Origin of the sequence: Streptomyces sp. NPDC002994, assembly GCF_040611155.1 — a bacterium.
GTDB lineage: Bacteria > Actinomycetota > Actinomycetes > Streptomycetales > Streptomycetaceae > Streptomyces.
Genome location: NZ_JBEXNQ010000025.1, coordinates 45,083 through 67,684 on the forward strand (window position 1 = coordinate 45,083; position 22,602 = coordinate 67,684).

Below are 22,602 nucleotides of genomic sequence, written 5' to 3' on the forward strand. Positions count from 1 at the left end.
ACGACCGCGACGGCTGGTGGTGAGCTTATCGGGTGAGCGAAACGATCATCTTGCCGGTGTTGTCGCCACGGAGCAGACCGACGAACGCGTCGTAGCCGTTCCCGATGCCCTCGACGACCGTCTCGCTGTACTTGAGCTCACCGGAGCGGATCCAGCCGGAGACATCCTCGACGAACTGCGGCTGGAGCGCGGTGTGGTCGCCGACCAGAACGCCCTGGAGCCGCAGCCGCTTGCCGATGATCAGCGCCATGTTGCGCGGACCCGGCGTGGACTCCGTGTTGTTGTACTGCGCGATCATGCCGCAGATGGTGGCGCGGCCGTGCACGTTCAGCGAGCCGATGGCCGCTTCGAGGTGGTCGCCGCCGACGTTGTCGAAGTAGACGTCGATGCCGTCCGGCGCGGCCTCACGCAGTTGCTCCGCGACCGGCCCGTTCTTGTAGTTGAAGGCGGCGTCGAAGCCGAGGTCCTCGACGAGGTGCTTGACCTTCTCGTCGGAGCCCGCCGAGCCGATGACGCGCGAGGCGCCCCGCAGCTTCGCCATCTGGCCGACCTGGCTGCCTACGGCACCGGCGGCGCCGGAGACGAAGACGGCGTCCCCCTCCTTGAAGGAGGCGACCTCGAAGAGGCCCGCGTAGGCGGTGAGGCCCGTCATGCCCAGGACGCCCAGGTAGGCCGAGAGCGGCGCGAGCGCGGCGTCGACCTTGGTCGCGTGCTTGGCGGGTACGTCGGCGTACTCCCGCCACCCGAGACCGTGCAGGACGTGGTCACCGACGGCGAAACGCTCGTCGGCGGAGGCTATGACCTCGCCGACCGCGCCGCCGTCCATCGGCTGGTCCAGCTTGAAGGGCGGGACGTACGACTTCACGTCGTTCATACGGCCGCGCATATAGGGGTCGACCGAGAAGTGGAGGTTGCGGACCAGGATGCGGCCCTCGGCCGGCTCCGTCACGGGGGTCTCCCGCAGCGCGAAGTCCTCGGGCTTGGGCCAGCCGTGCGGGCGGGCGACGAGGTGCCAGGAGCGGCCGGTCGTGGGCAGTGCGGTCATGGGCGTGCGACCTCCTTGGAAAAGCTTCAGGTACTGAAACAACCATGCTCCTGGATATTTAAGATTGTCAAGTAAATGGGTAGGATGGGGCGCATGGCCCCTCGTACAGACCCTCTGACCCTCGAAGTCGTCGAGCTCATCGGCGAGGTCGTGTCCCGCTACCACGAGGAGTACGACGAGGCCGCGGCCGAGCACGCACTCACCGGCGCCCAGGCGCGCGTGCTGGGTCTGCTCTCCATCGAGGCGATGCCCATGCGGCGCATAGCCAGGAAATTGAAGTGCGAGCCGTCGAACGTCACCGGCATCGTCGACCGGCTCGAAGCGCGCGGGCTGGTCGAGCGGCAGCCGGACCCGGCCGACCGGCGCGTCAAACTCGCCGCCGCCACCGAGGACGGGCGGCGGACGGCGGCCAGGCTGCGCGAATCGCTGAACTTCGCGCGAGAACCACTGGGCGAGCTGTCGGACGACGAGCGCACCGCCCTGCGTGACCTGCTGAAACGGATGCTCGGGCACTGACCCCCGGGTCAGTCGGACCCCCGGGTCAGTCGGACCCCCGGGTCAGGGCCCCGGGTCGGCCGGATCCCCCGGGTCAGCCGGACCGGTTCCCGCTCAGGTGCACCACCACAGGAACCGGTCGCAGGTCTCCGTCGGCGCGGGCTGCGGCGGTGTCGGATCAGGTGCGGGCCCCGGGTCCTCGGACGACGCCGGCGGCGGTGGGGGCGGCGGCGCGGGCTCGGGCTCGGACGACGCGCCGCCCCCGGGCTCCGGCGGCGCGCCACCGGGCGCCGACTGCGGATCCGACGCGGTGGCGGCGGCGGTGGTGGCGTCCGCGGCCTTCGCCGACGCGGACTTCGAAGCCTTGGCGGACGGCGAGCTGCTGTCCGACGCGGAGGCGGAGGCCGAGGCCGAGGCCGAGGCGGAACGCGCCGACGCCGACGGATCCACCTCCGCGTTCCCGGCCCCGCCGACGCCGGCGGTCCCCCCGGCACCGGTCGCGGTCGGCCGGCTCTCGGCACCCTCGCCTTCGCCTTCGGCTTCGTCCTCACCGTCCATGGCGCCGGACACCCACCCCTCGCCCCCGGACTCCGTGGCGAGCTCGGCCAGGCTCAGCGCGCCGCCGGCCAGCACCAGGCCCATGCAGACGAGGACCATCTTGCGGCCCCGGCGGCGGTGCGCCCTGCGGGCACGTTTCGTACGCCGGGCGGCGCGGCCGGGACCGACGGGGGCGGCGGCCGGGTCGGAATCAGCGGGCGCGGCGGCAGCTTCTTCGTGACCGTAGTCACCATCGTCACCGTCGTAGTGGTCACCGCTGTCGTAACGGTCGTCGTGGCCATAACCGGCGTCGTGGTCGTACGCATGGCCGTCGCCGTAACCATGACCGTTGCCATAACCCTCGTCACGGTCGTAGCCACCACTGTGCGACCCGTGTACGTCGTCACCGTGACGGGCGTCGTGTCCCGAGGGCACCTCGGGGGCGGCGTGGCCGAGGTCACCGACGGGGGCTCCGCATCCGGCGCAGGCCAGAGCGCCGTTGAGGTGCCTGCGGCAGGAGTAGCAGTAGTCCATGGCGCCCGCAGGTTATGCGTCCCACGGTCAACATCGGGAACCGGTCCTGTGAGGATCTTGTGTGGAAGCGTGTATTCCACGGCGTGTCAGCAGGGCAGGGCAGGATGGACGTATGCATACGGGCACGCATCCGGGCACACATCCCTTCGGGCCTCTCGACTTCCAGCTGGTGCTGTTGCGCCGGATGGCCGACCACCAGCCCGACCTGGTCGAGGACGCCCGCCGCGAGCTCGGCGTGACGCCGGCGGACCTGCGCGAGGCCAATCGCCGCTGGCAGGCCATGGTGCGTTCGCCGCGGGCGCGCGGCTCGGTGGCGCGCTACCGCTCGGTGCTCGGGCCGCCCGAGACTTCCGTACGCCGCCGGATCGGCGACCTGGAGTGCGACGCCCTGGCGTGGCCGGTGCCGCTCTGGCCCGGCCTGCGCTTCGAGGTGCTCACCGCGCCGGGTGGCGCCGTATGGAACGAATGGCTGGTCCGTGCCCCCGGCACCCCGGCCCCCGAGCTGCGTACGGCCGGTGACCTCCGCCCGTGGTCGTGCACCGTCGACGAGGTGGCCCGCGCCTTCCCGCCCGCGCGCCCGATGGAGGGAACGGCGCCGACCCGGTGGCGGCTCGGGCTGACGCTGCCCGACGGTAAACCGTGCGTCGCGGAGTTCACCTGGGGTCTGCTGCAACGCGTGGGCTTTCCTGACGGCCCATAACCTCGGCCGGACCGGCACGGACAGGCCTCAGACAGGCCTCCGACAAGCCTCCGACAGGCGCCACCCGCTCCTGGCGCGGTGTCAGCTCGTACGCCCGACCGGCTCACTCAGCGCGCGCCCGGCCACCGGCCCCCGCACGATGCGAAGCAGGACCGGCACCCGCCGGTCCGTCAGCGCTCTCGGGAGAACCTGCCGTGACCGTCAGTCTTGAGCAGTTGCGCCGTTGCCATATCGCCGTCGATCTCGGGGCCGCCAGGACCCGGGTTTTCGTGAAGGGTGTGGGGCTCGTCGTCGACGAGCCGAGTGTGGCCGCCGTCAATACCCGCACCGGCGCGCTCATCGCCGTCGGTGCCTTCGCCGAACAGATGACCGGCCGTACGCCCGACTACATCCGTGTCGTACGCCCCGTCTCCGGCGGCACCGTCGTAGACATCGAAATGGCCCAGCGCATGCTGCGCCACCTCATCGGGGAGAAGCTCCGGCGCCAGCTCCGCCGCAAGCCACGGCTGCGCGCCGCCGCCTGCACGCCCCACGACAGCGACCCGCTCGCCCAGCGCGCGGCCGTCGAAACGCTCATCGGACTCGGCGCGCGCCGCGTCGAACTCGTCGACACCCTCATCGCCGCGGCCGTCGGCTGCGGGCTGCCGGTGGAACAGCCGTCGGCCACCATGATCATGGTGTGCGGGGCGGCCACCACCCAGGTGGCGGTGCTCTCGCTCGGCTCGATCGTCACCGCCCAGCGCATCCCGGTCGGCGGCAACGCCATCGACCACGCCGTGATCCAGTACTTGCGCCACCAGCACGAGCTGATGCTGCCGAGCCAGTCCGTACGCCCCCTCCAGCTGGCACTCAGGGGCAACGGCCTGACCGCAGAGGGCCCGGCCTCCACCGAGATCCACGGCCGGGACGTGGCCACCGGCCTCGCCCGCTCCGTCCACGTCGACACCGCCGCCGTGCGCCAGGCCATCCACACGCCACTCACCGCCGTGCTCGACGGCATCGGGAAGGTGTTGCGCGACTGCCCGCCCGACCTGGTCGCCGACCTCGCGGACCGCGGGATCATGATGGTCGGCGGCAGCGCGCTGCTGCCGGGCCTCGACCAGATGCTGCGCGACGCGACGGGCATGCCGGTACACATCGCGGAGCGCCCCGACGTCTGCTCCGTACTCGGGCTCGGAGCGATGCTGGAGGGCAAGATCGCTCCGATGGTCCTCGAGCCGATCAACCACTGAGCACCACGGCGCGCACGGAGCGACCGCATGAACCCGGAGAGCGGGGCAAGCGTGGCGCCCCGGCTTCCGATGCTGCTGGAGGCCGTGCTGAACGTCGGCTCCGAACTCGAACTGCACGCCACCCTCCAGCACATCGTGGACACCGCCACCGAACTGGCCGACGCCAGGTACGGCGCGCTCGGGGTCGTCGATCCCGAGCGCGGCACCATCACCGAGCTGTTCACCTCGGGGATCGACGACGAGACCCGGGAGCGCATCGGCCGGCTGCCCGACGGCCGCACGGGCCTGATCGGCCACCTCCTCCAGGAGCCGCGCCCGCTGTCCTTCGCCGGCGTCCCGATCCGGGTCCACGCCGAGGCCTTCGGCACGCTCTGCCTGACCGAGAAGCGGAGCCCGGAAGGGGCGGCGACGTCCCGTTTCACCGCGGACGACCTGGCGCTGCTGCGGGTGCTCGCTTCGCAGGCGGGCATCGCGATCGGCAATGCGCGGCTGTACGAGACGGCCCGCCGACGGGAGCGCTGGATCCAGGGCGCCGCCGCGTGTACCACCGCCCTCCTGACCGGCGAGAGCGGCGAGAGCGGCGAGGACGCGCTGATGACCGTGGCCGAGCAGGCCCGTATCCTCGCCGACGCCTCGGCGGGCGTGGTCCTCCAGCCCACCGCCGGGGGCGGCATGGAGATCGTCGCCGCTTCGACCCTCGACGACCCCGCCGATCTGATGGGTACGGTCATCGAGGCCGGCAGTTCGGTCCTGGAGCAACTGCTCGGCGGGGAGCCGGTGTTCGTCGAGGACTCGGCGACCGACGAGCGGATGACCACGCACGTACGGGCCCGTTTCGGGCCGAGCATGATGCTGCCGCTCCAGAGCGGCGGCAAGCTGATCGGCACACTCGCCCTGCCGAGGCGGCGCGGCGGTCCGCCTTACACGGCGGTCGACCGGCTGCTCGCCTCGCAGTTCGCATCGCAGGCGGCGCTGGCGCTCGTCCTGGCGGACAGCAGGCAGGACCGGGAGCGGCTGGCGGTGTTCGAGGACCGCGACCGGATCGCGCGTGACCTGCACGATCTGGTCGTACAGCGGCTGTTCGCCACCGAGATGATGCTGGAGTCCACCCGGCGGCGGGCTGCTGCTGCTGCGGACCTGGACCTCGACGAGCTGCTCGGCGCGGCCGTCGATGAGCTCGACTCCACCATCCAGGAGGTACGGACGACGATCTTCGCGCTGCAACAGCCCCCGGCGGACGCGCCCGCCACCTTCCGGGGCCGGGTCCTGCGCGAGACCGCCGGCGCGGCCTCGCTGCTGGGCTTCCAGCCGTCGGTGCACTTCACGGGCCCGGTGGATGCCCTGGTGCCGGAACCGGTGGGCCGGCAGCTGCTGGCCGAGCTGCGCGGCGCGCTGGCGGCGGCGCACCGGCGGTCGGGGATCACGGCGGTCAGGGTGGAGATCGACGCGAAGGCGAAGCTGCCGGACGGGCGGGACGGCGTACGGCTGACGGTGACGGACGACGGGGCGGCCGAGGACGGCAGCGGGGGCGGGGGCGGAACGACGGTGAGCCGGCAGGCGCCGATCTGACGCGGGCCCTCGAACGGGGATGCGGTCACAGAACAGGGAGTCGTAGGGTCGGCCCCATGGCTGCCTCCTCCGCGCTCTTTCCCTCACTCCACCTACACTCCGACCGGCCCGCACTGCGGTTCGGCGACCGGACCCTGACGTACGCCGCTCTCGCCTCCGCCGCCGGTGGACTGGCCGCCAGGATCGCGGGCGCCGGGCGGGTGGCCGTCTGGGCCACTCCGAGTCCGGAGACGGCGGTCGGGGTGGTCGCGGCGCTGCTGGCGGGGGTGCCCGCTGTGCCGCTCAACCCGAAGACCGGGGAGCGGGAGCTGGGGCACATCGTGGCGGACAGCGGGCCGACGTTGGTGCTGGCGGCAGCGGGCGAGGAACTGCCCTCGGCACTGGGCGAGTTGGAACGTATCGATGTCATGGTTACGGGCGAGGGACCGGCGTCCGCTCTGCCCGCCGAGCCGTCGCCCGGCTCCCCCGCGCTGATCGTCTACACCTCGGGTACGACCGGACCGCCCAAGGGCGCGGTCCTCCCCCGCCGCGCGATCGCCGCGACGCTGGACGCGCTGGAGGAGGCATGGGAGTGGACGGCCGACGACGTGCTGGTGCACGCGCTGCCGCTCTTCCACGTGCACGGGCTGATCCTCGGCATCCTCGGCCCATTGCGGCGCGGGGGCGAGGTGCGGCACCTGGGCAGGTTCGACGTACGGGGCGTCACGCGGGAGCTGTCGGCGGGCGCGACGATGCTCTTCGGCGTACCGACGATGTACCACCGGCTGGCCGAAGCGCTCGAGACCGACCAGGAGCTGGCCAAGGCCCTGGCGGGGGCGCGGCTGCTGGTGTCGGGGTCGGCGGCCCTGCCGGTGCGCGACCACCGGCGGATCACCGCGGCGACGGGGCGTGCGGTGATCGAGCGGTACGGCATGACCGAGACGCTGATGAACACGTCGGTACGGGCCGACGGCGAGGCCCGCCCCGGCACGGTCGGGCTGCCGCTGCCCGGTGTGGAACTGCGGCTGGTGGACGAGGCGGACGGCATCGGCGAGCTCCAGGTGCGCGGGCCGAACCTCTTCACGGAGTACTTGAACCGGCCGGAAGCGACCGCCGCCGCGTTCGACGGGCCCTGGTTCCGTACGGGCGACATGGCGACGCTGGACGCCGACGGCTACGTACGGATCGTCGGCCGCAAGACCACCGACCTCATCAAGAGTGGCGGCTACAAGATCGGCGCGGGCGAGATCGAGAACGCGCTGCTGGAGCATCCCCGGGTAGAGGAGGCCGCGGTCACGGGCGAGCCCGACGAAGATCTGGGCGAGCGGATCGTGGCGTGGATCGTGCCGGCGGACCCGCTGTCGCCGCCGTCGGAGGCGGAGCTTGCCGACCACGTGGCGGGCCTGCTGGCTCCGCACAAGCGTCCGCGTGCCGTCCGGCTGCTGGACTCGCTGCCCCGCAACGACATGGGCAAGATCATGAAGGGAGCCCTGCGGGCCTGACTTCCGGACCCGAAAGGTCCAGGCCGTACGTCCGGTCGGCCGTCCCCGCGAAGACATCGGCCCGCTCGCCCTCGCCGAGGCCCGCCGTCAACTCCCGCGCCGCCGCGAGCACTCCGGCGTACGACGACGCCAGCCCGCACACCGGCCAGTCCGAGCCGAACATCAGCCGGGACGGTCCGAACGCGTCGAGTGCCGTGTCGCTGTACGGGCGCAGGTCCGCCACCGTCCACGTCGCCCGGTCCGCCTCGGTGACCAGTCCCGACAGCTTGCACACGGTGTTGGGCAGCGAGGCGAGACGGCGTACGTCGCAAGCCCACGGCTCCAGCTCGCCGGACGCGACCGGCGGCTTGCCCAGGTGGTCCAGGACGAAGCCGAGGCCCGGGTGCGCCGCCGCGGCCTTCGCGGCGGCGCCCAGCTGCCCCGGCAGGACCACCAGGTCGTACACGAGCCCCGCGTCGGCCACCGCCGCGAGGCCGCGGTGCACGTCGGGCCGCAGCAGCCACTCCGGATCCGGCTCGCCCTGCACCTGGTGGCGGATGCCGACCAGGCGGTCGCCGCCGGGGAGTTCGCGGAGTTCCGCGATCGTGTCGGCGACGCCCGGCGCGGTGAGGTCGGTCCAGCCGACGACGCCCGCGATCAGGTCGCTCGTGGCGGCGAGGGCCAGGAGCTCCGGGGTTTCCTCGGGCATGGTGATCGTCTGGACGAGCACGGTCGCTTCGACGCCCGAGGCGGCGGCCTCCGGGAGCAGGTCGTCGAGGAGGAAGTTCCGGCGAATGGGGGCGAGTTCCGGCCCGGCGATCCAGTCCTGGTCGCGTACGGACAGGTCCCAGACGTGGTGGTGGGCGTCCACGAGGCGGCGCACGGCGGTCACAGGTCCCACACGGCAGGAAGGCCCGCCCCCGCGCCCTCCGCCGCGTAGTCGTGCGCGAACCGGGCGACTCTCACGACGGCTGCTCCCCGGATTCGGTGGTGGCGACGACGATGACGTCCAGCGTGCGCGGGCCGTGCACGCCCTCCACCCGGTCGAGTTCGATGTCGCTGGTGGCGGAGGGCCCCGAGATCCACGTCAGGGGCGCGGTCGCGTCGAGGCGGGTCAGCGCCTCGGGGATGTCGCCGGCGATCTGGTCCTCCCGTACGACGCACAGGTGGTAGTCGGGGAGGAGCGTGAGCGCCCTGCGGCCCTGGCCGGGGCCCGCGTCGAGCACGATCGTGCCGGTGACCGCGATGCCGAGGGCCGCGGTCGTCAGCACACCGTCGGCGGCGTCCAGGTCGGTGACGGACAACGGCGGCTCGTCGCGCAGGACGGTCCACTGGCCGTCCCCTGGGAGCAGTTCGGCCGGGAAGCCGCCCGGCACGACAAGCGTGCGCAACCCCCGCGCGGCGAGGCGCGCCGCGACGGCATCGCGGGCGCGGTCCGGCGTCGTACGGGTGACCGTGGCCCGGTAGTCGGCGACGCGCTCGGCGAACTGCGCGGTCGCGTCGGGCTCGGCGTGCGAACGGCGGTAGTCGCGCGGGACGGGTACATCGTCCGGCCCCTCGGTCGCCGGTACGTCGGCGAGGGCCGCCCTGATCCGGCCCAGCACAGTGTCACGTGTCGTCGTCACTTGACGCCTCCCTCTCGTGTCCTGCGCCACCACGCCCGCAGGGATTCCTTCGGCGGCACCGCCGTGTCGCGGGTCCGGGTCCAGCGGCCGAGCGGTCCCGGCAGGTTGCCGATGCTTCCGCGCCGGGAGACGAGCCGGGCGGCGGGGTGCGCGAGGCGCTGGACGGCGGACAGTTTGCCGGGGGACGAAAGTACGGCCGCGGCGGCCTTCATGACCAGGGCCTCCGGCGTCGGTACGCGGCTCTTGGCGCGCTTGGACTCGACGACCTCGGCCCGCAGATGGACCAGCACCTCCGGAATGTTGATCTTCACCGGGCAGGCGTCGTAGCAGGCCCCGCAGAGCGTCGAGGCGAACGGCAGCGACTCCGCGTGCTCCACCCCGACGAGCTGCGGAGTGAGTACGGCGCCGATCGGGCCCGGGTAGACCGAGCCGTACGCGTGGCCGCCCGTCCGCTCGTACACCGGGCAGACATTGAGGCACGCCGAGCAGCGGATGCAGGCCAGCGCCTGGCGGCCGACGGTGTCCTTCAGCGTCGCCGTCCGGCCGTTGTCGAGCAGGACGAGGTGGAAGTCCTGCGGCCCGTCGCCCTGGGTCGTGCCGGTCCACATGCTGGTGTACGGATTCATGCGCTCGCCCGTCGAGGAGCGCGGCAGCAACTGGAGAAAGACCTCCAGGTCCTCGAAGGACGGCAGCACTTTCTCGATCCCCATCACCGTGATCAGGGTCTCGGGGAGGGTGAGGCACATCCTGCCGTTTCCCTCGGACTCGACGACGCCGACCGTCCCGGTGTCGGCAGCGGCGAAGTTGGCGCCGGAGACGGCGACCTTGGCGCGCAGGAACTTCTCGCGCAGATGCAGGCGCGCGGCGTCGGCGAGGTCGCTCGGGCGGTCGGTGAGGCCTTCGGGGGCGGGGCGGCCCCATTTCCCCATCTCGCGCCGGAAGATCTCGCGGATCTCGGCCCGGTTGCGGTGGATGGCGGGGACGAGGATGTGGGAGGGGCGGTCGTCGCCCAGCTGCACGATGAGCTCGGCGAGATCGGTCTCGTACGCGCGGATGCCCTGCTCGGCGAGGGCTTCGTTGAGGGCGATCTCCTGGGTGGCCATGGACTTGACCTTGACGACTTCCGGCTCGCCCGTCGCCTTCACGAGGTCGATGACGATGCGGTTCGCTTCGGCGGCGTCGGCCGCCCAGTGGACCGTGCCACCGGCCTTGGTCACCGACTGTTCGAGCCGTACGAGATGCGTGTCGAGGTGGCGGAGGGTGCGTCGTTTCAGGGCCTCACCGGCGGTGCGCAGCTCCTCCCAGTCGTCGAGTTCCGCGGTGACGGCGAGGCGCTTGTCGCGGATGGTGCCGGTCGCCTTGCGCAGGTTGGTGCGCAGCTGCGTGTCGGCGACGGCTTTGCGGGCGGCTTCCGGGAAGGAGGGCGCGCCGAGCCAGACGACGTTGTTGTTGGCGTTCATCGTCCAGTCACTTCCGTCGGGTCTTCCGTCGGGTCTTCCGTCGGGTCTTCCGTCGAGGCGAGGATTTCGGCGAGGTGGCGGGTACCGACGCCGGTGCGCAGCCGGTTCAAGCCGCCTCCGATGTGCATGAGGCAGGAGTTGTCGCCGGCGGTCAGGACGTCGGCGCGGGTGTCGAGGACGGCGCGCATCTTGTCGGCGAGCATCGCGTTCGAGGTGTCGGGGTTCTTGAGGGCGAACGTACCGCCGAAGCCGCAGCAGCTGTCGGCCGCCGGCAGCTCCACCAGGTCGATTCCCTTGACGGCGCGCAGGAGCTGGAGCGGGCGGTCGCCCACACGGAGCATGCGCAGGCTGTGGCAAGTGGGGTGGTAGGTGACGCGGTGCGGGAAGTACGCCCCGACGTCGGTCACGCCGAGTACGTCGACGAGCAGCTCGGAGAGCTCGTACACCCTGGGGGTCACCGCTTCCACGCGCTCGACGAGCGCGCTGTCGCCGTACTGCCGGGCCACAACGTGGTGGTAGTCGCGGACCATGCCGACGCAGGATCCGGAGGGGGCGACCACGGCGTCGTACTCCTGCCTCTCGAAGACGTCGGCGAAGCGCCGGACCATGGGGAGGGTCTCGGGGCGGTAGCCGGTGTTGAAATGCATCTGGCCGCAGCAGGCCTGGGCCTGGGGGAACTCGACGGTGTGGCCGAGGCGTTCAAGGAGTGAGACCACCGCCCTTCCCGTATCCGGAAACATCGTGTCGTTGAAGCAGGTGATGAACAGGGCGATTTTCATGGTTGTTCGACCTCCACCGGGACCGGTACGTCCGCCCCCAGCACACTCTCCCCGCGCAGCTCCTCCCACATCCGCGCGGGGGTGCGTGTCGCGAACATGGCGGCCGCGTCCGCCACTTCGGCCGCCGACCGCGCACCGACCAGCACGCTCGCCACGGCGGTCCGGCCGAAGGGGAAGCGCAGGGCGGCGGCGCGCAGCGGGACGCCGTGGCGCTCGGCGACGGCCTTGGCACGCAGGGCGCGGTCGAGGAGGTCCATCGACGCGGGGGCGTAGTCGTACGTCGCACCGGGGCGCGGGTCGGCCAGCAGGCCGGAGTTGAAGACCCCGCCGACGACGACGCTTTTGCCGCGGGCGGTGGCCTCGGGCAGGAGTTCGTCGCCTGCGCGCTGGTCGAGGAGGGTGTAGCGGCCGGCGCACAGCACCGCGTCGACATCGGTGTCGCGGATGAAGCGGGTGAGCATCGCGGCCTGGTTCATGCCGGCGCCGATCGCCCGTACGGTGCCTTCGGCGCGCAGCCGCTCCAGCGCCGGGTAACCCTCGCGGAACGCCTGGTCGGCGTGGTCGTCGGGGTCGTGGAGGTAGACGACGTCGATCCGGTCGAGGCCGAGCCGCTGAAGGCTGTCCTCGACGGAGCGCCGTACGCCGTCGCCGCTGAAGTCCCAGACACGGCGGTGCGTGGCGGGCACGGCGAAGCCCTCGCCGTCCGTACAGCCACCGTCCCTACCGCCCCGCGGTCCGTCCGCGACCAGCAGCCGTCCCACCTTGGTGGAGAGGGTGTACGTGTCACGGTCCCGCCCGCGCAGGGCGTCCCCGAGGCGCCGCTCGGAGAGCCCGAGGCCGTAGTGCGGCGCGGTGTCGAAGTAGCGGATGCCGGCGTCCCAGGCGGCGTGGACCGCTTCGGCGGCGGCCTCGTCGGTGACGGGAGCGAAGAGATTGCCGAGCGCGGCGGCCCCGAAGGACAGTGCGGTGACGGGTACGCCGCTGCGCCCCAGGGTGGTGATGTCCGCGACCTCCCCCGGCGCGCTCACCGGGCCCGCGCTCACCGGGCTTCCGCCGGGCGCGGGCGCAGGCCCTGCATGCCACCGTCGACCGCGAGCGAGGTGCCGGTGACCGAGGCCGCGGCCGGGCTCGCGAGGTAGGCGATGGCGGCGGCCACTTCACCGGCGCTGACCAGGCGGCCCATGGGCTGGCGGGCGTTCAGGGAGGCGCGCTCGGCCTCCGGGTCGTCGGCGGCGTCCAGGAGGCGGCCGACCCACGGGGTGTCGGCGGTGCCCGGGTTCACGCAGTTGACGCGTATCCCTTCCCGTACGTGGTCGGCGGCCATGGCAAGGGTCAGGGACAGCACCGCGCCCTTGCTGGCGCTGTAGAGCGCACGCTGCGGCAGCCCGGCCGTCGCGGCGATCGAGCACGTGTTGACGATCGCGGCGTGCGCCGACCGCCGCAGGTGCGGCAGCGCGGCGCGGGTGGTGCGGACCATGCCTAGGACGTTGACGTCCAGGACGCGGTGCCACTGCGCGTCGTCGTTGTCCTCGACGGTTCCGGCGGCGCCGATGCCCGCGTTGTTGACCAGGATGTCGAGCCCGCCGAGCCGGTTCACCGCCGTGGCGACTCCTTCCCGTACGGACGCGTCGTCCGAGACGTCGGCCTTGATCCCGAGCAGCGGCGCCCCCGCACCGGACGGGTCCAGGTCCAGTACGGCGACGTCGGCGCCGCGTGCGGCGAGCAGCCGCGCGGTGGCGAGGCCGATGCCGGAGGCACCGCCGGTCACCAGGGCCTTGAGGCCGTCGAGACGGTTCGGGTCGTCCATCGCGGTCTGCGTCATACGGCGGCCTCCTCGGCAGCGGCGGACTCACATGCCAGATCGGCGACCCAGAACGAGCCGTCCGGATAGGTGAATTCAGCGATCGACTCGGGACGCATCGTCGCCGAGAACCCCGGCGCGTCCGGCGCCGCGTAGTGCCCGTCCCGTACCACCACGGGTTCCGTGAAGTGCTCGTGGAGGTGGTCGACGTACTCGATGACACGGTTCTCGGTGGTCCCGGTGAGCGCGACGTAGTCGAACATCGACAGGTGCTGGACGAGCTCGCACAGCCCGACGCCCCCCGCGTGCGGACACACCGGCACCCCGAACTTCGCGGCGAGCAGCAGAATCGCCAGATTCTCGTTCACCCCGCCGACCCGCGCCGCGTCGATCTGGAGTACGTCGATGGCCCCGGCCTGGAGGAGCTGCTTGAAGACGATGCGGTTCTGTACGTGTTCGCCGGTGGCGACCTTCACGGGCGTGACGGCCTTGCGGATCTCGGCGTGCCCGAGAACGTCGTCGGGGCTGGTCGGCTCCTCGATCCAGTACGGGTCGAATTCCGCCAGCGCCCGCGTCCAGTCGACGGCCTCGCCGACGTTCCACCGCTGGTTGGCGTCGATCGCGATGCGGATGTCGGGGCCGACGGCGGCGCGCGCGGTCCGCATCCGCCGGATGTCGTCCGCCAGATCCGCGCCGACCTTCAGCTTGATCTGGATGAAGCCGTCGGCGACGGCCTCCCGCGCCAGCCGGGTCAGCTTCTCGTCGGAGTAGCCGAGCCAGCCCGGGGACGTGGTGTAGCCGGGGTACCCCTGCGCGCGGAGCAGCGCCTCCCGCTCGCCGCGCCCGTCCCGGCCCCACCGCAGCAGCCCCAGCGCGTCCTCGGGGCTGAGTTCGTCCGCGATGTAGCGGAAGTCGACCTGCGAGACGAGCCACTCGGGTTCGGCGTCGGCGAGGAACTTCCACAGCGGCTTGCCGGCCCGCTTGGAGGCGAGGTCCCAGGCGGCGTTGACGACCGCGCCGATCGCCATGTGCATCACGCCCTTCTCGGGCCCGAGCCAGCGCAGTTGGCTGTCCCCGGTCAGGTCCCGGCCGAGCGTGCCCGGGTCGGCGCACAGCTCGTCGGCCGGCCGGCCGACGACATGCGCGCGCAGGGCTTCGATCGCCGCGACCTGGACGTCGTTGCCGCGCCCGATGGTGAAGGTGAAACCGTGCCCCTCGTGCCCGTCCGCCGCGTCGGTGCGCAGCACCACATAGGCGGCGGAGTAGTCGGGATCGGGGTTCATGGCGTCGGAGCCGTCGAGCTGCCGTGAGGTGGGGAATCTGATGTCGTACGTCTCGATGGCGGTGATACGGGGCCCAGTGGGCCGCCCGATCACGGGTACGGCTACGGGGAGTTTCATGGCACGGTCCTTACCTACTCAGTCCTGGGCCCGGCCGGTCGTGACGCGCGCGATCATCAAAGCGACGAGGATGATTCCGCCGTAGATCGCCTGGATCCAGAAGGACGGCACCTGGGCGAGTGTCAGCAGGTTCTGTACGACGCCGAGCAGCAGCACGCCGGTGAGCGCGCCGAACATGGTGCCCCTGCCGCCGTCCAGGCTGATCCCGCCGATGACGGCGGCAGCGAACACCGTGAAGATCATGTTCTGGCCCTGGTTGGCGTTGATGGCACCGACGTAACCCGTCTGCATGAGCCCGCCGACGGCGGCAAGCGCCCCCGCGACGACGAACACCCCGAGCATCACCCGCTCCACGCGGATGCCGGCGGCCCGCGCGGCGGCGGGATTGCCGCCGATCGCGAAGAGCGCCCTGCCCACGCGGTGGTACTTGAGCACGAGCCCCGCGACACCGAAGGCGATGGCCGCCAGCCACACCGACATCGGGACCGTCAGAAACGTGGTGGTGGCGAGCGTGTAAAAGGCGTCGGGCATCCCGAAGAGCGTCTTGCCCTCGGTCGCGCCGACGAGCAGGCCGCGCAGCACGATCAGCATGGCGAGCGTGACGATGAAGGCGTTGAGCTTGAGCTTCACCACCAGCAGGCCGTTGAAGACGCCGATCACCGCGCCGATCACCACGATCGCCATGACGCAGACGAAGACCGGCAGTTCGGTGCCGAACCCCCCCTGGGCGGCGGGCAGCACGAGCAGCGCGCCGACGGCCGGGGCGATGCCGACTACCGACTCCAGTGACAGATCGAACTTGCCGGTGATGAGCACCAGCGCCTCGGCGAGCACCACCATCGCGAGCGCGGCGGAAGCGCCGAGGATGGAGATGAGGTTGCGCTGGGTGAGGAAGGTGTCGTTGACCAGGGCGCCGAAGACGACGAGGACCAGCAGGGCCGGTACGAGGGCGAGTTCGCGGGCCCGGCTGAGCAGCAGGCCACGCGTTCCCTTGGCGGCCGGGGACGGCATGGGCTTGTGGCCGCCACCGGCGGTGGTCGTGTCCGACGCCGAGGCCGACGGAGCAGTGGTGTCAGCCACGGTCCACTCCTTCTGTTCCTTCTATTCCTTCTATGGATGCGATCAGCTCGTGGTCGTGCCAGCCCGCCGGATGATCGGCGACGACCCGCCCGTGAAAGAGGACGAGCACGCGGTCGCAGCGGCGCAGGTCGTCGATCTCGTCGGACACGACCAGCACCGCCGTACCGTCCTCACGCGCACTGTCCATTCGCGCGAGCAGCGACTCCTTGGACTTCACGTCGACGCCCGCCGTGGGATTGATGAGGACGAGCAGCCGCGGATCGGACGCCAGCGCCCGCGCCATGACGACCTTCTGGGCGTTGCCGCCGGACAGGTCGGACACCGGCTGCTGCGGCCCCGCGGCATGGATGTCGAGGCGGGCGATGAGCTGCTGCGCCTCGGCGCGCTTGCGGTCGGTGGACACGAAGCCGTACCGGCCGAGCCGCCCGAGTACGCTCAGCGTCGCGTTGTCGCCGACGCTCATCCCGGCCACCAGCCCCTGGTCGTGCCGATCGCGCGGCACACACCCCACGCCCGCCTTCAGAGCCGCCGGTACGTCACCGAACGGCATCCGCCGCCCGTCGAGTTCCGCGCTGCCCGAATCCGGGGCGTACAGACCGGCGAAGGTCTCGGCCAGCTCCACCTTGCCGCTGCCGCTGCTGCCGGCGAGGCCGACGACCTCGCCCTCGCGGACGGTCAGGCCGACGTTCTCGTACGCCGCCGAGCTCAGCCCGGTGACCCGCAGACGCACCGCGGCGTCGGCGGGGACGTTCGTCCGCGCCGCGCTCTCCCGCGCCGTGACGGCCTCGCCCGCCATGGCCTCGACCAGGGCGGCGCGCGGGAGTTCGGTGACGGGGGCGGTGGTGATCCAGCGGGCGTCGCGCAGCACGGTGACGGCCTGGCAGACCTCGTACACCTCCTGGAGGTGGTGCGAGATGAACAAGAACGTCACGCCGGATTGCTGAAGCGTCCGCATGCGCGCGAAGAGCCGCTCGATCTCCCTGTTGTCGAGCTGGGCGGTCGGCTCGTCGAGGATGATGAAGCGCGCGCCGAACGACAGGGCGCGGGCGATCTCGACCATCTGCCGGTCCTCGACCTTGAGATCGCGGACGGGGCCGTCAGGGTCGACGCGTACGTCCCAGGTCTCCAGCAGCTCCGCCGCCTCGGCGCGCAGCCGCCGCCAGCTGATCAAACCACCGCGCCGAGTGGGCTGCCGGTTGATGAAAAGGTTCTCGGCGACGGTCAGTTCGGGTACGACGGTGGGCTTCTGGTAGACGCAGGCGACCTTGGCGCGCCACGCGTCCCGGTCGGAGAGCGCGGGCGCGGCCTCGCCGTCGAAGAGGACGGTTCCGGCGTCGGGCGCCTGGAGGCCGGTGAGGATGGTGACGAGGGTGGACTTGCCGGCGCCGTTGCGGCCGACGAGGGCGTGGGACTCACCGGGCATGACGGTCAGCCGGCCGTCCTGGAGCGCGGTGGTCGGACCGTACCGCTTGGTGATGCCAGTCGCCGCGACGAGCGGAACCGGCGGTCTGGTTTCAGTACTCACTGGACCGTATTGCCCCACAGCTCGGGATCGTCCACGTTCTCCTTCGTGACCAGCGGCGCGGGCAGCTGGTCCTCAAGCATCCCGTTGGGGTGCTCGACGATGACGGAGTCGTGGTCGGTCGGGCCGGGTTGGAAGGTCCTGCCTTCCATGGCGGCCTTGATGTAGTACATGCCGTACTTCGCGTACGTGTCGGCCGGCTGGGAGACGGTCGCGTCGATCTCGCCCTTGCGGATCGCGTCGAACTCCTGCGGGATGCCGTCGTTGGAGACGATCGCGATATGCCCCGGCTGCCCGGCCTTCTTGAGCAGGCTCTTGCTCTTGAGGGTCTGGAGGGTGGGAGCGAGATACACGCCGCCGGCCTGCATATAGATCCCCTTGATGTCCGGATGGGCATTCAGGAGGGTGTCGAGCTTGGACGCGGCGGCGTCGGACTCCCACTTCGCCGGAATCTCCAGGACTTCGACCTTCGGGTGGTTCTTGTTCACGCACATACGGAAGGCCTCCGAGCGCTCGCGCCCGTTGACCGAGGCGAGGTCACCCATGATCTGGACGACTTTGCCGCTCTTCACGGCCTCGCCGAGGAACGTGCAAGCCTTCTCGCCGTACGCCACGTTGTTGGCGCGCACGATCATCGCGACCTTGCCTTTTTCGGGGGCGACGTCGACGGCGACGACCGGGACGCCCTTGCGCTCGGCCTGGTCGAGGCCGGCGGATATCGCGGCGCTGTCGAGCGGCGCGACGACGAGACCTCTGACGCCCTGGTTGAGCTGGTTGTTGATGTCGGTGATCTGCTGGGCGGGGTCGCTGTTGGAGTTGACGGTCTTGAGCGCGTGAACGTCCTGCGACGTGGCCATCTTCGGCACGTAGTCGTTGTACGCCTGCCAGAACGGCGAGGTCAGCAGGGGCAGGATCACGCCCACCTTCCCGCCTCCCTCTCCTCCCTCTCCTCCCCCGCTGCCGCCTGCCACTTGGTCCTTGGTGCTGCCGCAAGCGGCGAGCGCGAGGGAGGCACAAACAGCCAGCGCGCCCGCGCGGGCCGCTCTTGTCCTGTTCCGCACTGTTCTGCCAGTCATCAGACGGCTCCTCACCGAGGGAAGCTACGGAGTTGGGGGGCGGCCGGGTCCGGTCGTCGCGTCCGCGCCGAATATTTATCAGACCTTTCAGCCTCTATAACACCCCTCAGGCGCCATTTTCCCGAGAAATCGGGCCCATTGATCCGATGAATGACGTCCCCGGCTTCCGACCGAGTCGGAGCGAGCAGGGCGCGCCCTTCCCATCTCCTTCAATCAGCCATATGACTATTCGGCACTTGTCGTGTACGCCACCACCCTTGGGGGTACCCGTGCGCCGCCGAACCACGATCTCCACCGTCTGCGCCACAGCCCTGACACTGACGCTGACACTGACGCTGACGCTGACGGGAGCGACCGTCGCAGCTCCCACGACCCGCACCGAACCAGCACACGACCGCGCATGCTCGCCCTACGTCTCGGTGGACAGCTACTCCGACGCGCTGGACAAGACGGCCTTCAACGACCGGAAGGTCGGCGGCCTATCGGCTCTGGCCGTCCACCCCGACGGCTCGGCCGTAGCGCTCTCGGACCGCTCGACACTCTTCCGCCTGGACCTCGGCCCGGGCCGGCACGGCCCCCTGCGCCCGGTCATCACAGGAGCGCTTCCGCTCACCGACCCCGCCGGCGGCCCGCTCGACTCCGAGGCAATAGTCACCGAGCCCGACGGCAGCTACCTGGTCGCCTCAGAAACGGAACCATCAATCAGGCGCTACGCACCCCACGGCAAGATCCTCGGCCAACTCCCCGTACCAAAGGCACTCCACGTCGCCCCGGCCGGCCGCGCCCGCCAGAACCAGACCTTCGAGAGCCTGACGTCCCACCCCAACGGCCGCACGCTGATGGCGGGAATGGAAGGTCCGCTGACAGGCGACGGCACGGACGCATCAGGCCGCGCGCTGCAACGCATCCAAACCTGGCACCGCCCCGGCCGCTCAGCACCCTTCACCCCCGCGGCCCAGTACGGCTACGCGGTAGACGCCGGCCACGGCCTGGTGGAGCTGGCTCCCACAGCGGACGGCCGACTCCTGGTCCTGGAACGGGGCTTCACCGCTCAGTTCCGCATCTCGGTCCGCCTGTACGTGACCGACCCTCGCGGCGCCAGCGACATCAGCAACGTGGAGCACCTGACACCGACCGACGGCATCCTCCCCAAAACCCTCCTGGCGGACTTCGACACCTGCCCAACCCTGGGAGCCCCGTCACACCTCCCCCAGAACCACCCCCTCGTCGACAACATCGAGGGAATGACGGTCCAGCGCTACGAGGGCCACCATCACCTGCGCCTACTCCTGACCAGCGACGACAACGACCTGCCCCAGCAGATCACCCGGCTCTACAGGCTGCGGGTCAAGATCCCGGCCGCTCACCGTCTGCCTTGACTTCGAAGCGTCGTCCGGAACTCTGCTGCGAGGGCGCGGCACTCCGGTGGCGGGGGGCCGCTTGGCGGGGTGGCCGGGTGAGGGTGATCTGCCGGACGAGTTGCTGGAAGCAAGCCAGAGCGGCGAAGGACGGGAGCGAGGCTGCTGCCACGTCGACGAAGGTCCTCGGAGCCTGGGAGACACACAGGAGTATGGAGACGGTGGAGAAGAGCAGCACGACGGTCCAGGAATGCACAGCGCGGCGCCGGTGGAGGGCGGCGCGCAGGATGGACAGGGAGGCAACCATCCAAGGCCCGTAGACGAGCAAGGGCCACCACCTGACCGCGTCGCCGGTCGTGCGGTACTTGGCGAGGTGGCGCAACGGGTCGTAAGCGACCATGCCGCCGAAGACGCAGACCATGGACACGACGACGGCTGCGAGCGCGGCCAGGAAGAAACTGGCCGTCTGCAGCCCGCTCGCCACATGTCTGCGCGAGGGCGCGCGGCGACGGCGAGAGGGCGCGGCGCGCAGGGCGGGCAGTTCTGCGGTGATCTGTGCCAGGCCCGCAAGAGGGGCGTCCGGGCCTTCGGTGCCCGGAGGTTCGCCGAGGACAGCGGACGAGGGGGCGGTGCTCGCGTCGGTTTCGATGGCCTCTTTCAGCAGATGAGCGAGTTCCTCCGCCGGGTCCCAGTGCGCGTCCAGCGGACCAAGGGGAGAAGCGAGCTGGTCCGCGTCAACCGTATCCGTCGAGGCCTCAGCATCGTCTGAGCGGGAGGGCGGCCGACTGTGGCGGCCGCGCGCCTCAGGCATGAAAGCGCTGCCCTGCCTGCTGACCGACAGGTCCGGCGGAGCCTTCCACGGTGCTCGACAGCGTGACGAACTCAGCCTCAATGCTTCCCATTTCCTTCAGGAAGTTTTCGAGGATCGAGGACGAGTACCTCAAGACGATGCACCGGTCACGGTCATGCAAGGTCGCGTTCGCTTCGCGAGCGAAGCGAACACAGGCCGGCGTGAAAACCCACCGCCCCATCCGCACTGCGGTGGTGTCCGGCCGCTTTGTATTGGTCATATTCCATCCAACAGCGCACGCATTAGGCAGGATGCGCAGCATATGGGTGGTGTTATAACGTATAGACAGCTTTGCCCGAGTTGATCACCAGCCCTGAGACACCCGAGGTGTACGGCGCCCTCCCCCTGCCACCGCCCCGAGCAAAGCCGAGGCCGGCTGCGCACCAGCCAGGTGATGCGGGGCTTGCCACAAGCGGCGGCCGGCCCCCAGGGCCTTCGCGGCCGCTGGGCGGCGAACCGTCATCAACCTACGGTGCACATCCCCCACGGACGGCAAGCCGACCCGGAACACCAGAAGTGCGCCGGGGGCGCACCGAGGCATGTATGAATTTCGCCAATGCGGATCGCCGCGCGCCGGTCGCCGCGCATTCCCGCAACGAGCGTCGGCACCACCTAATCTGCGAGAACCGACATAACACCCAGAAAAGGAATATTCTGTGACCTCTCGCCTCAACCCGTACATCAACTTCGACGGCAACGCCCGGCAAGCCATGGAGTTCTACAAGGGAGTCTTCGGCGGCAGCCTGAGAACGAACACGTTCAGTGACTTCGGCGAGAAGGAGGCCGGAGATGCCGCCGACAAGATCATGCACAGCATGCTGGAGACCGATAGCGGCTTCACGCTCATGGCCGCCGACACCCCTCCGGGGATGGAGTACAAGCCCGGGAACAACATCTCCGTGAGCGTCAGCGGGGAGGACGCCGGCGAACTGCGCGGCTACTGGGACAAGCTCTCCGGCGACGGCACGGTTTCGGTCCCGCTGGAGAAGCAGATGTGGGGCGACGTCTTCGGCATGTGTACGGACCGCTTCGGCATCACCTGGATGATCAACATCAACCAGCAGCAGCCCTGAACGACCAGCGGCCGCCCAGTCCGGGGACTAGCCCTGCAAGACCCGAAAGACAGGCCTTAGCTGGCTGAGTAGCGAGTGATGGCCGTAGCTCCGGACTGGGTGCCGATCGCGGTGTGCGGCCGCTTCCGCGGCTCGGCCCAGTCGAGAATCCGCCGCATCACATCCGCGGGCACCGAAACACAACCCGCCGTCGCCGCCCGCCCGTTGACATGCAGGAAGATGCCCGCGCCCCAGCCGCTTGTAGGCGCGCGAGGCATTGTCCTGGCACCACCAGGAGTTTCGGTTTCGATCAGCCCTTTCGTGCAGAGGCGACACCGGCAGGTACGACGTCCATGACAACCCCAGCGAGGAGAGGGGCGGTTGCTCAGAAACTACTGGGCGGCAGCGGAAGCGGAAGTCCGGGCAGGCCGTCGATGCTCTGCGCGATGTGCTCCTTTTTGGTGAAGTACGCACTCAGCGAGGCGTCGTCCTCACGTGCGAAGCGCTTCCCGTGCAGATCGCGATCTTCGTCGTACGACATGAAAGGGACGCCGTATCCGCAGCTGTCGCGGACCAGTTCGGCCGTCACCACGATGATCGCGCGCAGCCCGTGCGGCGTCGGGTCGATGTCCGGGAAGTGCGCGAGCAGATCCTTGAACCGCGGGTCGTCGCGGAAGACCGCCTCACCCTGGCCGTGCACCCGAACGATGTTGGGCGGCCCCTGGAAGGCGCACCACATCACCGTGATCCGCCCGTTCTCCCGCAGATGGGCGATGGTCTCGGCAGTGCTGCCGGCGAAGTCGAGATACGCGACCCGCTGCTCGTCGAGCACGGCGAAGGAGCCCTTGAGGCCCTTGGGGGAGAGGTTGACCGTGCCGTCGCCGGCCAGCGGGGCGGTCGCGGTGAAGAACATGGGCTGCGCCTCTATGAAGGTGCGCAGCCTGCCGTCGATACGTTCGTAAGTCTTTCCCATGCCTAAGGATTATGCACGGAAGTCTTTCGCCTGTCTAACGAATCGTCTCGGCCG

General features: G+C 70.5%; 22 protein-coding genes and 1 pseudogene. 7 read left to right on the forward strand and 16 right to left on the reverse strand.

Annotated features, from left to right (window positions below):
- Positions 1-25: 25 nt before the first annotated feature.
- Positions 26-1,045, reverse strand: a complete 1,020-nt coding sequence (locus ABZX79_RS28555) for an NADP-dependent oxidoreductase (RefSeq protein ID WP_355263732.1) — start codon at positions 1,043-1,045, stop codon at positions 26-28.
- 93 nt (positions 1,046-1,138) lie between these two features.
- Here ABZX79_RS28555 and ABZX79_RS28560 point away from each other — a divergent pair, with 93 nt between their 5' ends.
- The gene (locus tag ABZX79_RS28560) at positions 1,139-1,561 is read left to right on the forward strand and encodes a MarR family transcriptional regulator (RefSeq protein ID WP_355263735.1); all 423 of its coding nucleotides are present in this window, start codon (positions 1,139-1,141) and stop codon (positions 1,559-1,561) included.
- 93 nt (positions 1,562-1,654) lie between these two features.
- Here ABZX79_RS28560 and ABZX79_RS28565 read toward each other — a convergent pair whose 3' ends face one another.
- On the reverse strand, positions 1,655-2,611 hold the full coding sequence (locus tag ABZX79_RS28565; RefSeq protein WP_355263738.1) for a hypothetical protein: 957 nt from the start codon (positions 2,609-2,611) through the stop codon (positions 1,655-1,657).
- 112 nt (positions 2,612-2,723) lie between these two features.
- On the opposite strand from ABZX79_RS28565, the gene ABZX79_RS28570 reads away from it, so the two are divergent.
- The 4 genes from ABZX79_RS28570 (at position 2,724) to ABZX79_RS28585 (ending at position 7,593) form a co-directional block, all read left to right on the forward strand.
- The gene (locus ABZX79_RS28570) at positions 2,724-3,311 is read left to right on the forward strand and encodes a hypothetical protein (protein WP_355263741.1); all 588 of its coding nucleotides are present in this window, start codon (positions 2,724-2,726) and stop codon (positions 3,309-3,311) included.
- A gap of 194 nt (positions 3,312-3,505) precedes the next feature.
- Positions 3,506-4,543, forward strand: coding sequence for a rod shape-determining protein (locus ABZX79_RS28575; RefSeq protein WP_355263744.1), 1,038 nt, complete (start codon positions 3,506-3,508; stop codon positions 4,541-4,543).
- Positions 4,544-4,570: 27 nt separating this feature from the next.
- Positions 4,571-6,112: a GAF domain-containing protein gene (locus ABZX79_RS28580; protein ID WP_355263747.1), complete on the forward strand. Its 1,542-nt coding sequence runs from the start codon at positions 4,571-4,573 to the stop codon at positions 6,110-6,112.
- Positions 6,113-6,168: 56 nt separating this feature from the next.
- Positions 6,169-7,593: an acyl-CoA synthetase gene (locus tag ABZX79_RS28585; RefSeq protein WP_355263750.1), complete on the forward strand. Its 1,425-nt coding sequence runs from the start codon at positions 6,169-6,171 to the stop codon at positions 7,591-7,593.
- Here the strand turns inward: ABZX79_RS28585 and ABZX79_RS28590 are convergent.
- From ABZX79_RS28590 to ABZX79_RS28635, 10 genes are all read right to left on the reverse strand, one after another.
- Positions 7,568-8,464 (reverse strand): amidohydrolase family protein, encoded by an 897-nt coding sequence (locus ABZX79_RS28590; protein WP_355263753.1) that lies wholly within the window; start codon positions 8,462-8,464, stop codon positions 7,568-7,570. The genes ABZX79_RS28585 and ABZX79_RS28590 overlap by 26 nt on opposite strands.
- 70 nt (positions 8,465-8,534) lie before the next feature.
- Positions 8,535-9,197: an LUD domain-containing protein gene (locus tag ABZX79_RS28595; RefSeq protein WP_355263756.1), complete on the reverse strand. Its 663-nt coding sequence runs from the start codon at positions 9,195-9,197 to the stop codon at positions 8,535-8,537.
- On the reverse strand, positions 9,194-10,657 hold the full coding sequence (locus tag ABZX79_RS28600; protein WP_355263759.1) for a LutB/LldF family L-lactate oxidation iron-sulfur protein: 1,464 nt from the start codon (positions 10,655-10,657) through the stop codon (positions 9,194-9,196). Before ABZX79_RS28600 ends, ABZX79_RS28595 begins: the two co-directional genes overlap by 4 nt.
- The gene (locus tag ABZX79_RS28605; protein ID WP_355263762.1) at positions 10,654-11,436 is read right to left on the reverse strand and encodes a (Fe-S)-binding protein; all 783 of its coding nucleotides are present in this window, start codon (positions 11,434-11,436) and stop codon (positions 10,654-10,656) included. The genes ABZX79_RS28600 and ABZX79_RS28605 overlap by 4 nt, the downstream gene beginning before the upstream one ends.
- Positions 11,433-12,479: an aldo/keto reductase gene (locus tag ABZX79_RS28610; RefSeq protein WP_355263765.1), complete on the reverse strand. Its 1,047-nt coding sequence runs from the start codon at positions 12,477-12,479 to the stop codon at positions 11,433-11,435. The genes ABZX79_RS28605 and ABZX79_RS28610 overlap by 4 nt, the downstream gene beginning before the upstream one ends.
- Positions 12,476-13,258 (reverse strand): SDR family oxidoreductase, encoded by a 783-nt coding sequence (locus ABZX79_RS28615; protein ID WP_355263768.1) that lies wholly within the window; start codon positions 13,256-13,258, stop codon positions 12,476-12,478. Before ABZX79_RS28615 ends, ABZX79_RS28610 begins: the two co-directional genes overlap by 4 nt.
- Positions 13,255-14,637, reverse strand: coding sequence for an L-fuconate dehydratase (locus tag ABZX79_RS28620; RefSeq protein WP_355263771.1), 1,383 nt, complete (start codon positions 14,635-14,637; stop codon positions 13,255-13,257). Before ABZX79_RS28620 ends, ABZX79_RS28615 begins: the two co-directional genes overlap by 4 nt.
- 18 nt (positions 14,638-14,655) lie before the next feature.
- A complete protein-coding gene (locus tag ABZX79_RS28625) occupies positions 14,656-15,648 on the reverse strand; it encodes an ABC transporter permease (RefSeq protein ID WP_355263921.1) in 993 nt (330 codons plus the stop codon).
- Between the two features lie 61 nt (positions 15,649-15,709).
- The gene (locus ABZX79_RS28630; protein ID WP_355263774.1) at positions 15,710-17,242 is read right to left on the reverse strand and encodes a sugar ABC transporter ATP-binding protein; all 1,533 of its coding nucleotides are present in this window, start codon (positions 17,240-17,242) and stop codon (positions 15,710-15,712) included.
- Positions 17,239-18,315, reverse strand: coding sequence for a sugar ABC transporter substrate-binding protein (locus ABZX79_RS28635; protein ID WP_355263777.1), 1,077 nt, complete (start codon positions 18,313-18,315; stop codon positions 17,239-17,241). The genes ABZX79_RS28630 and ABZX79_RS28635 overlap by 4 nt, the downstream gene beginning before the upstream one ends.
- A gap of 269 nt (positions 18,316-18,584) precedes the next feature.
- Here ABZX79_RS28635 and ABZX79_RS28640 point away from each other — a divergent pair, with 269 nt between their 5' ends.
- Positions 18,585-19,694 carry an esterase-like activity of phytase family protein gene (locus ABZX79_RS28640; protein WP_355263780.1) on the forward strand — a complete coding sequence of 370 codons (1,110 nt, stop codon included), beginning with the start codon at positions 18,585-18,587 and terminating at the stop codon, positions 19,692-19,694.
- Here ABZX79_RS28640 and ABZX79_RS28645 read toward each other — a convergent pair.
- The gene (locus tag ABZX79_RS28645) at positions 19,663-20,484 is read right to left on the reverse strand and encodes a DUF2637 domain-containing protein (RefSeq protein WP_355263783.1); all 822 of its coding nucleotides are present in this window, start codon (positions 20,482-20,484) and stop codon (positions 19,663-19,665) included. The two genes, ABZX79_RS28640 and ABZX79_RS28645, sit on opposite strands and share 32 nt — an antisense overlap.
- Positions 20,477-20,785: a hypothetical protein gene (locus ABZX79_RS28650; protein WP_355263786.1), complete on the reverse strand. Its 309-nt coding sequence runs from the start codon at positions 20,783-20,785 to the stop codon at positions 20,477-20,479. Before ABZX79_RS28650 ends, ABZX79_RS28645 begins: the two co-directional genes overlap by 8 nt.
- A gap of 394 nt (positions 20,786-21,179) precedes the next feature.
- Here ABZX79_RS28650 and ABZX79_RS28655 point away from each other — a divergent pair, with 394 nt between their 5' ends.
- Positions 21,180-21,596, forward strand: coding sequence for a VOC family protein (locus ABZX79_RS28655; protein ID WP_355263789.1), 417 nt, complete (start codon positions 21,180-21,182; stop codon positions 21,594-21,596).
- Positions 21,597-21,652: 56 nt separating this feature from the next.
- Here ABZX79_RS28655 and ABZX79_RS28660 read toward each other — a convergent pair.
- Together ABZX79_RS28660 and ABZX79_RS28665 are read right to left on the reverse strand one after the other, a co-directional pair.
- Positions 21,653-21,875, reverse strand: a pseudogene (locus tag ABZX79_RS28660) (hypothetical protein); the annotation flags it as partial.
- 85 nt (positions 21,876-21,960) lie between these two features.
- On the reverse strand, positions 21,961-22,548 hold the full coding sequence (locus tag ABZX79_RS28665) for a pyridoxamine 5'-phosphate oxidase family protein (RefSeq protein WP_355263792.1): 588 nt from the start codon (positions 22,546-22,548) through the stop codon (positions 21,961-21,963).
- Positions 22,549-22,602 lie beyond the last annotated feature (54 nt).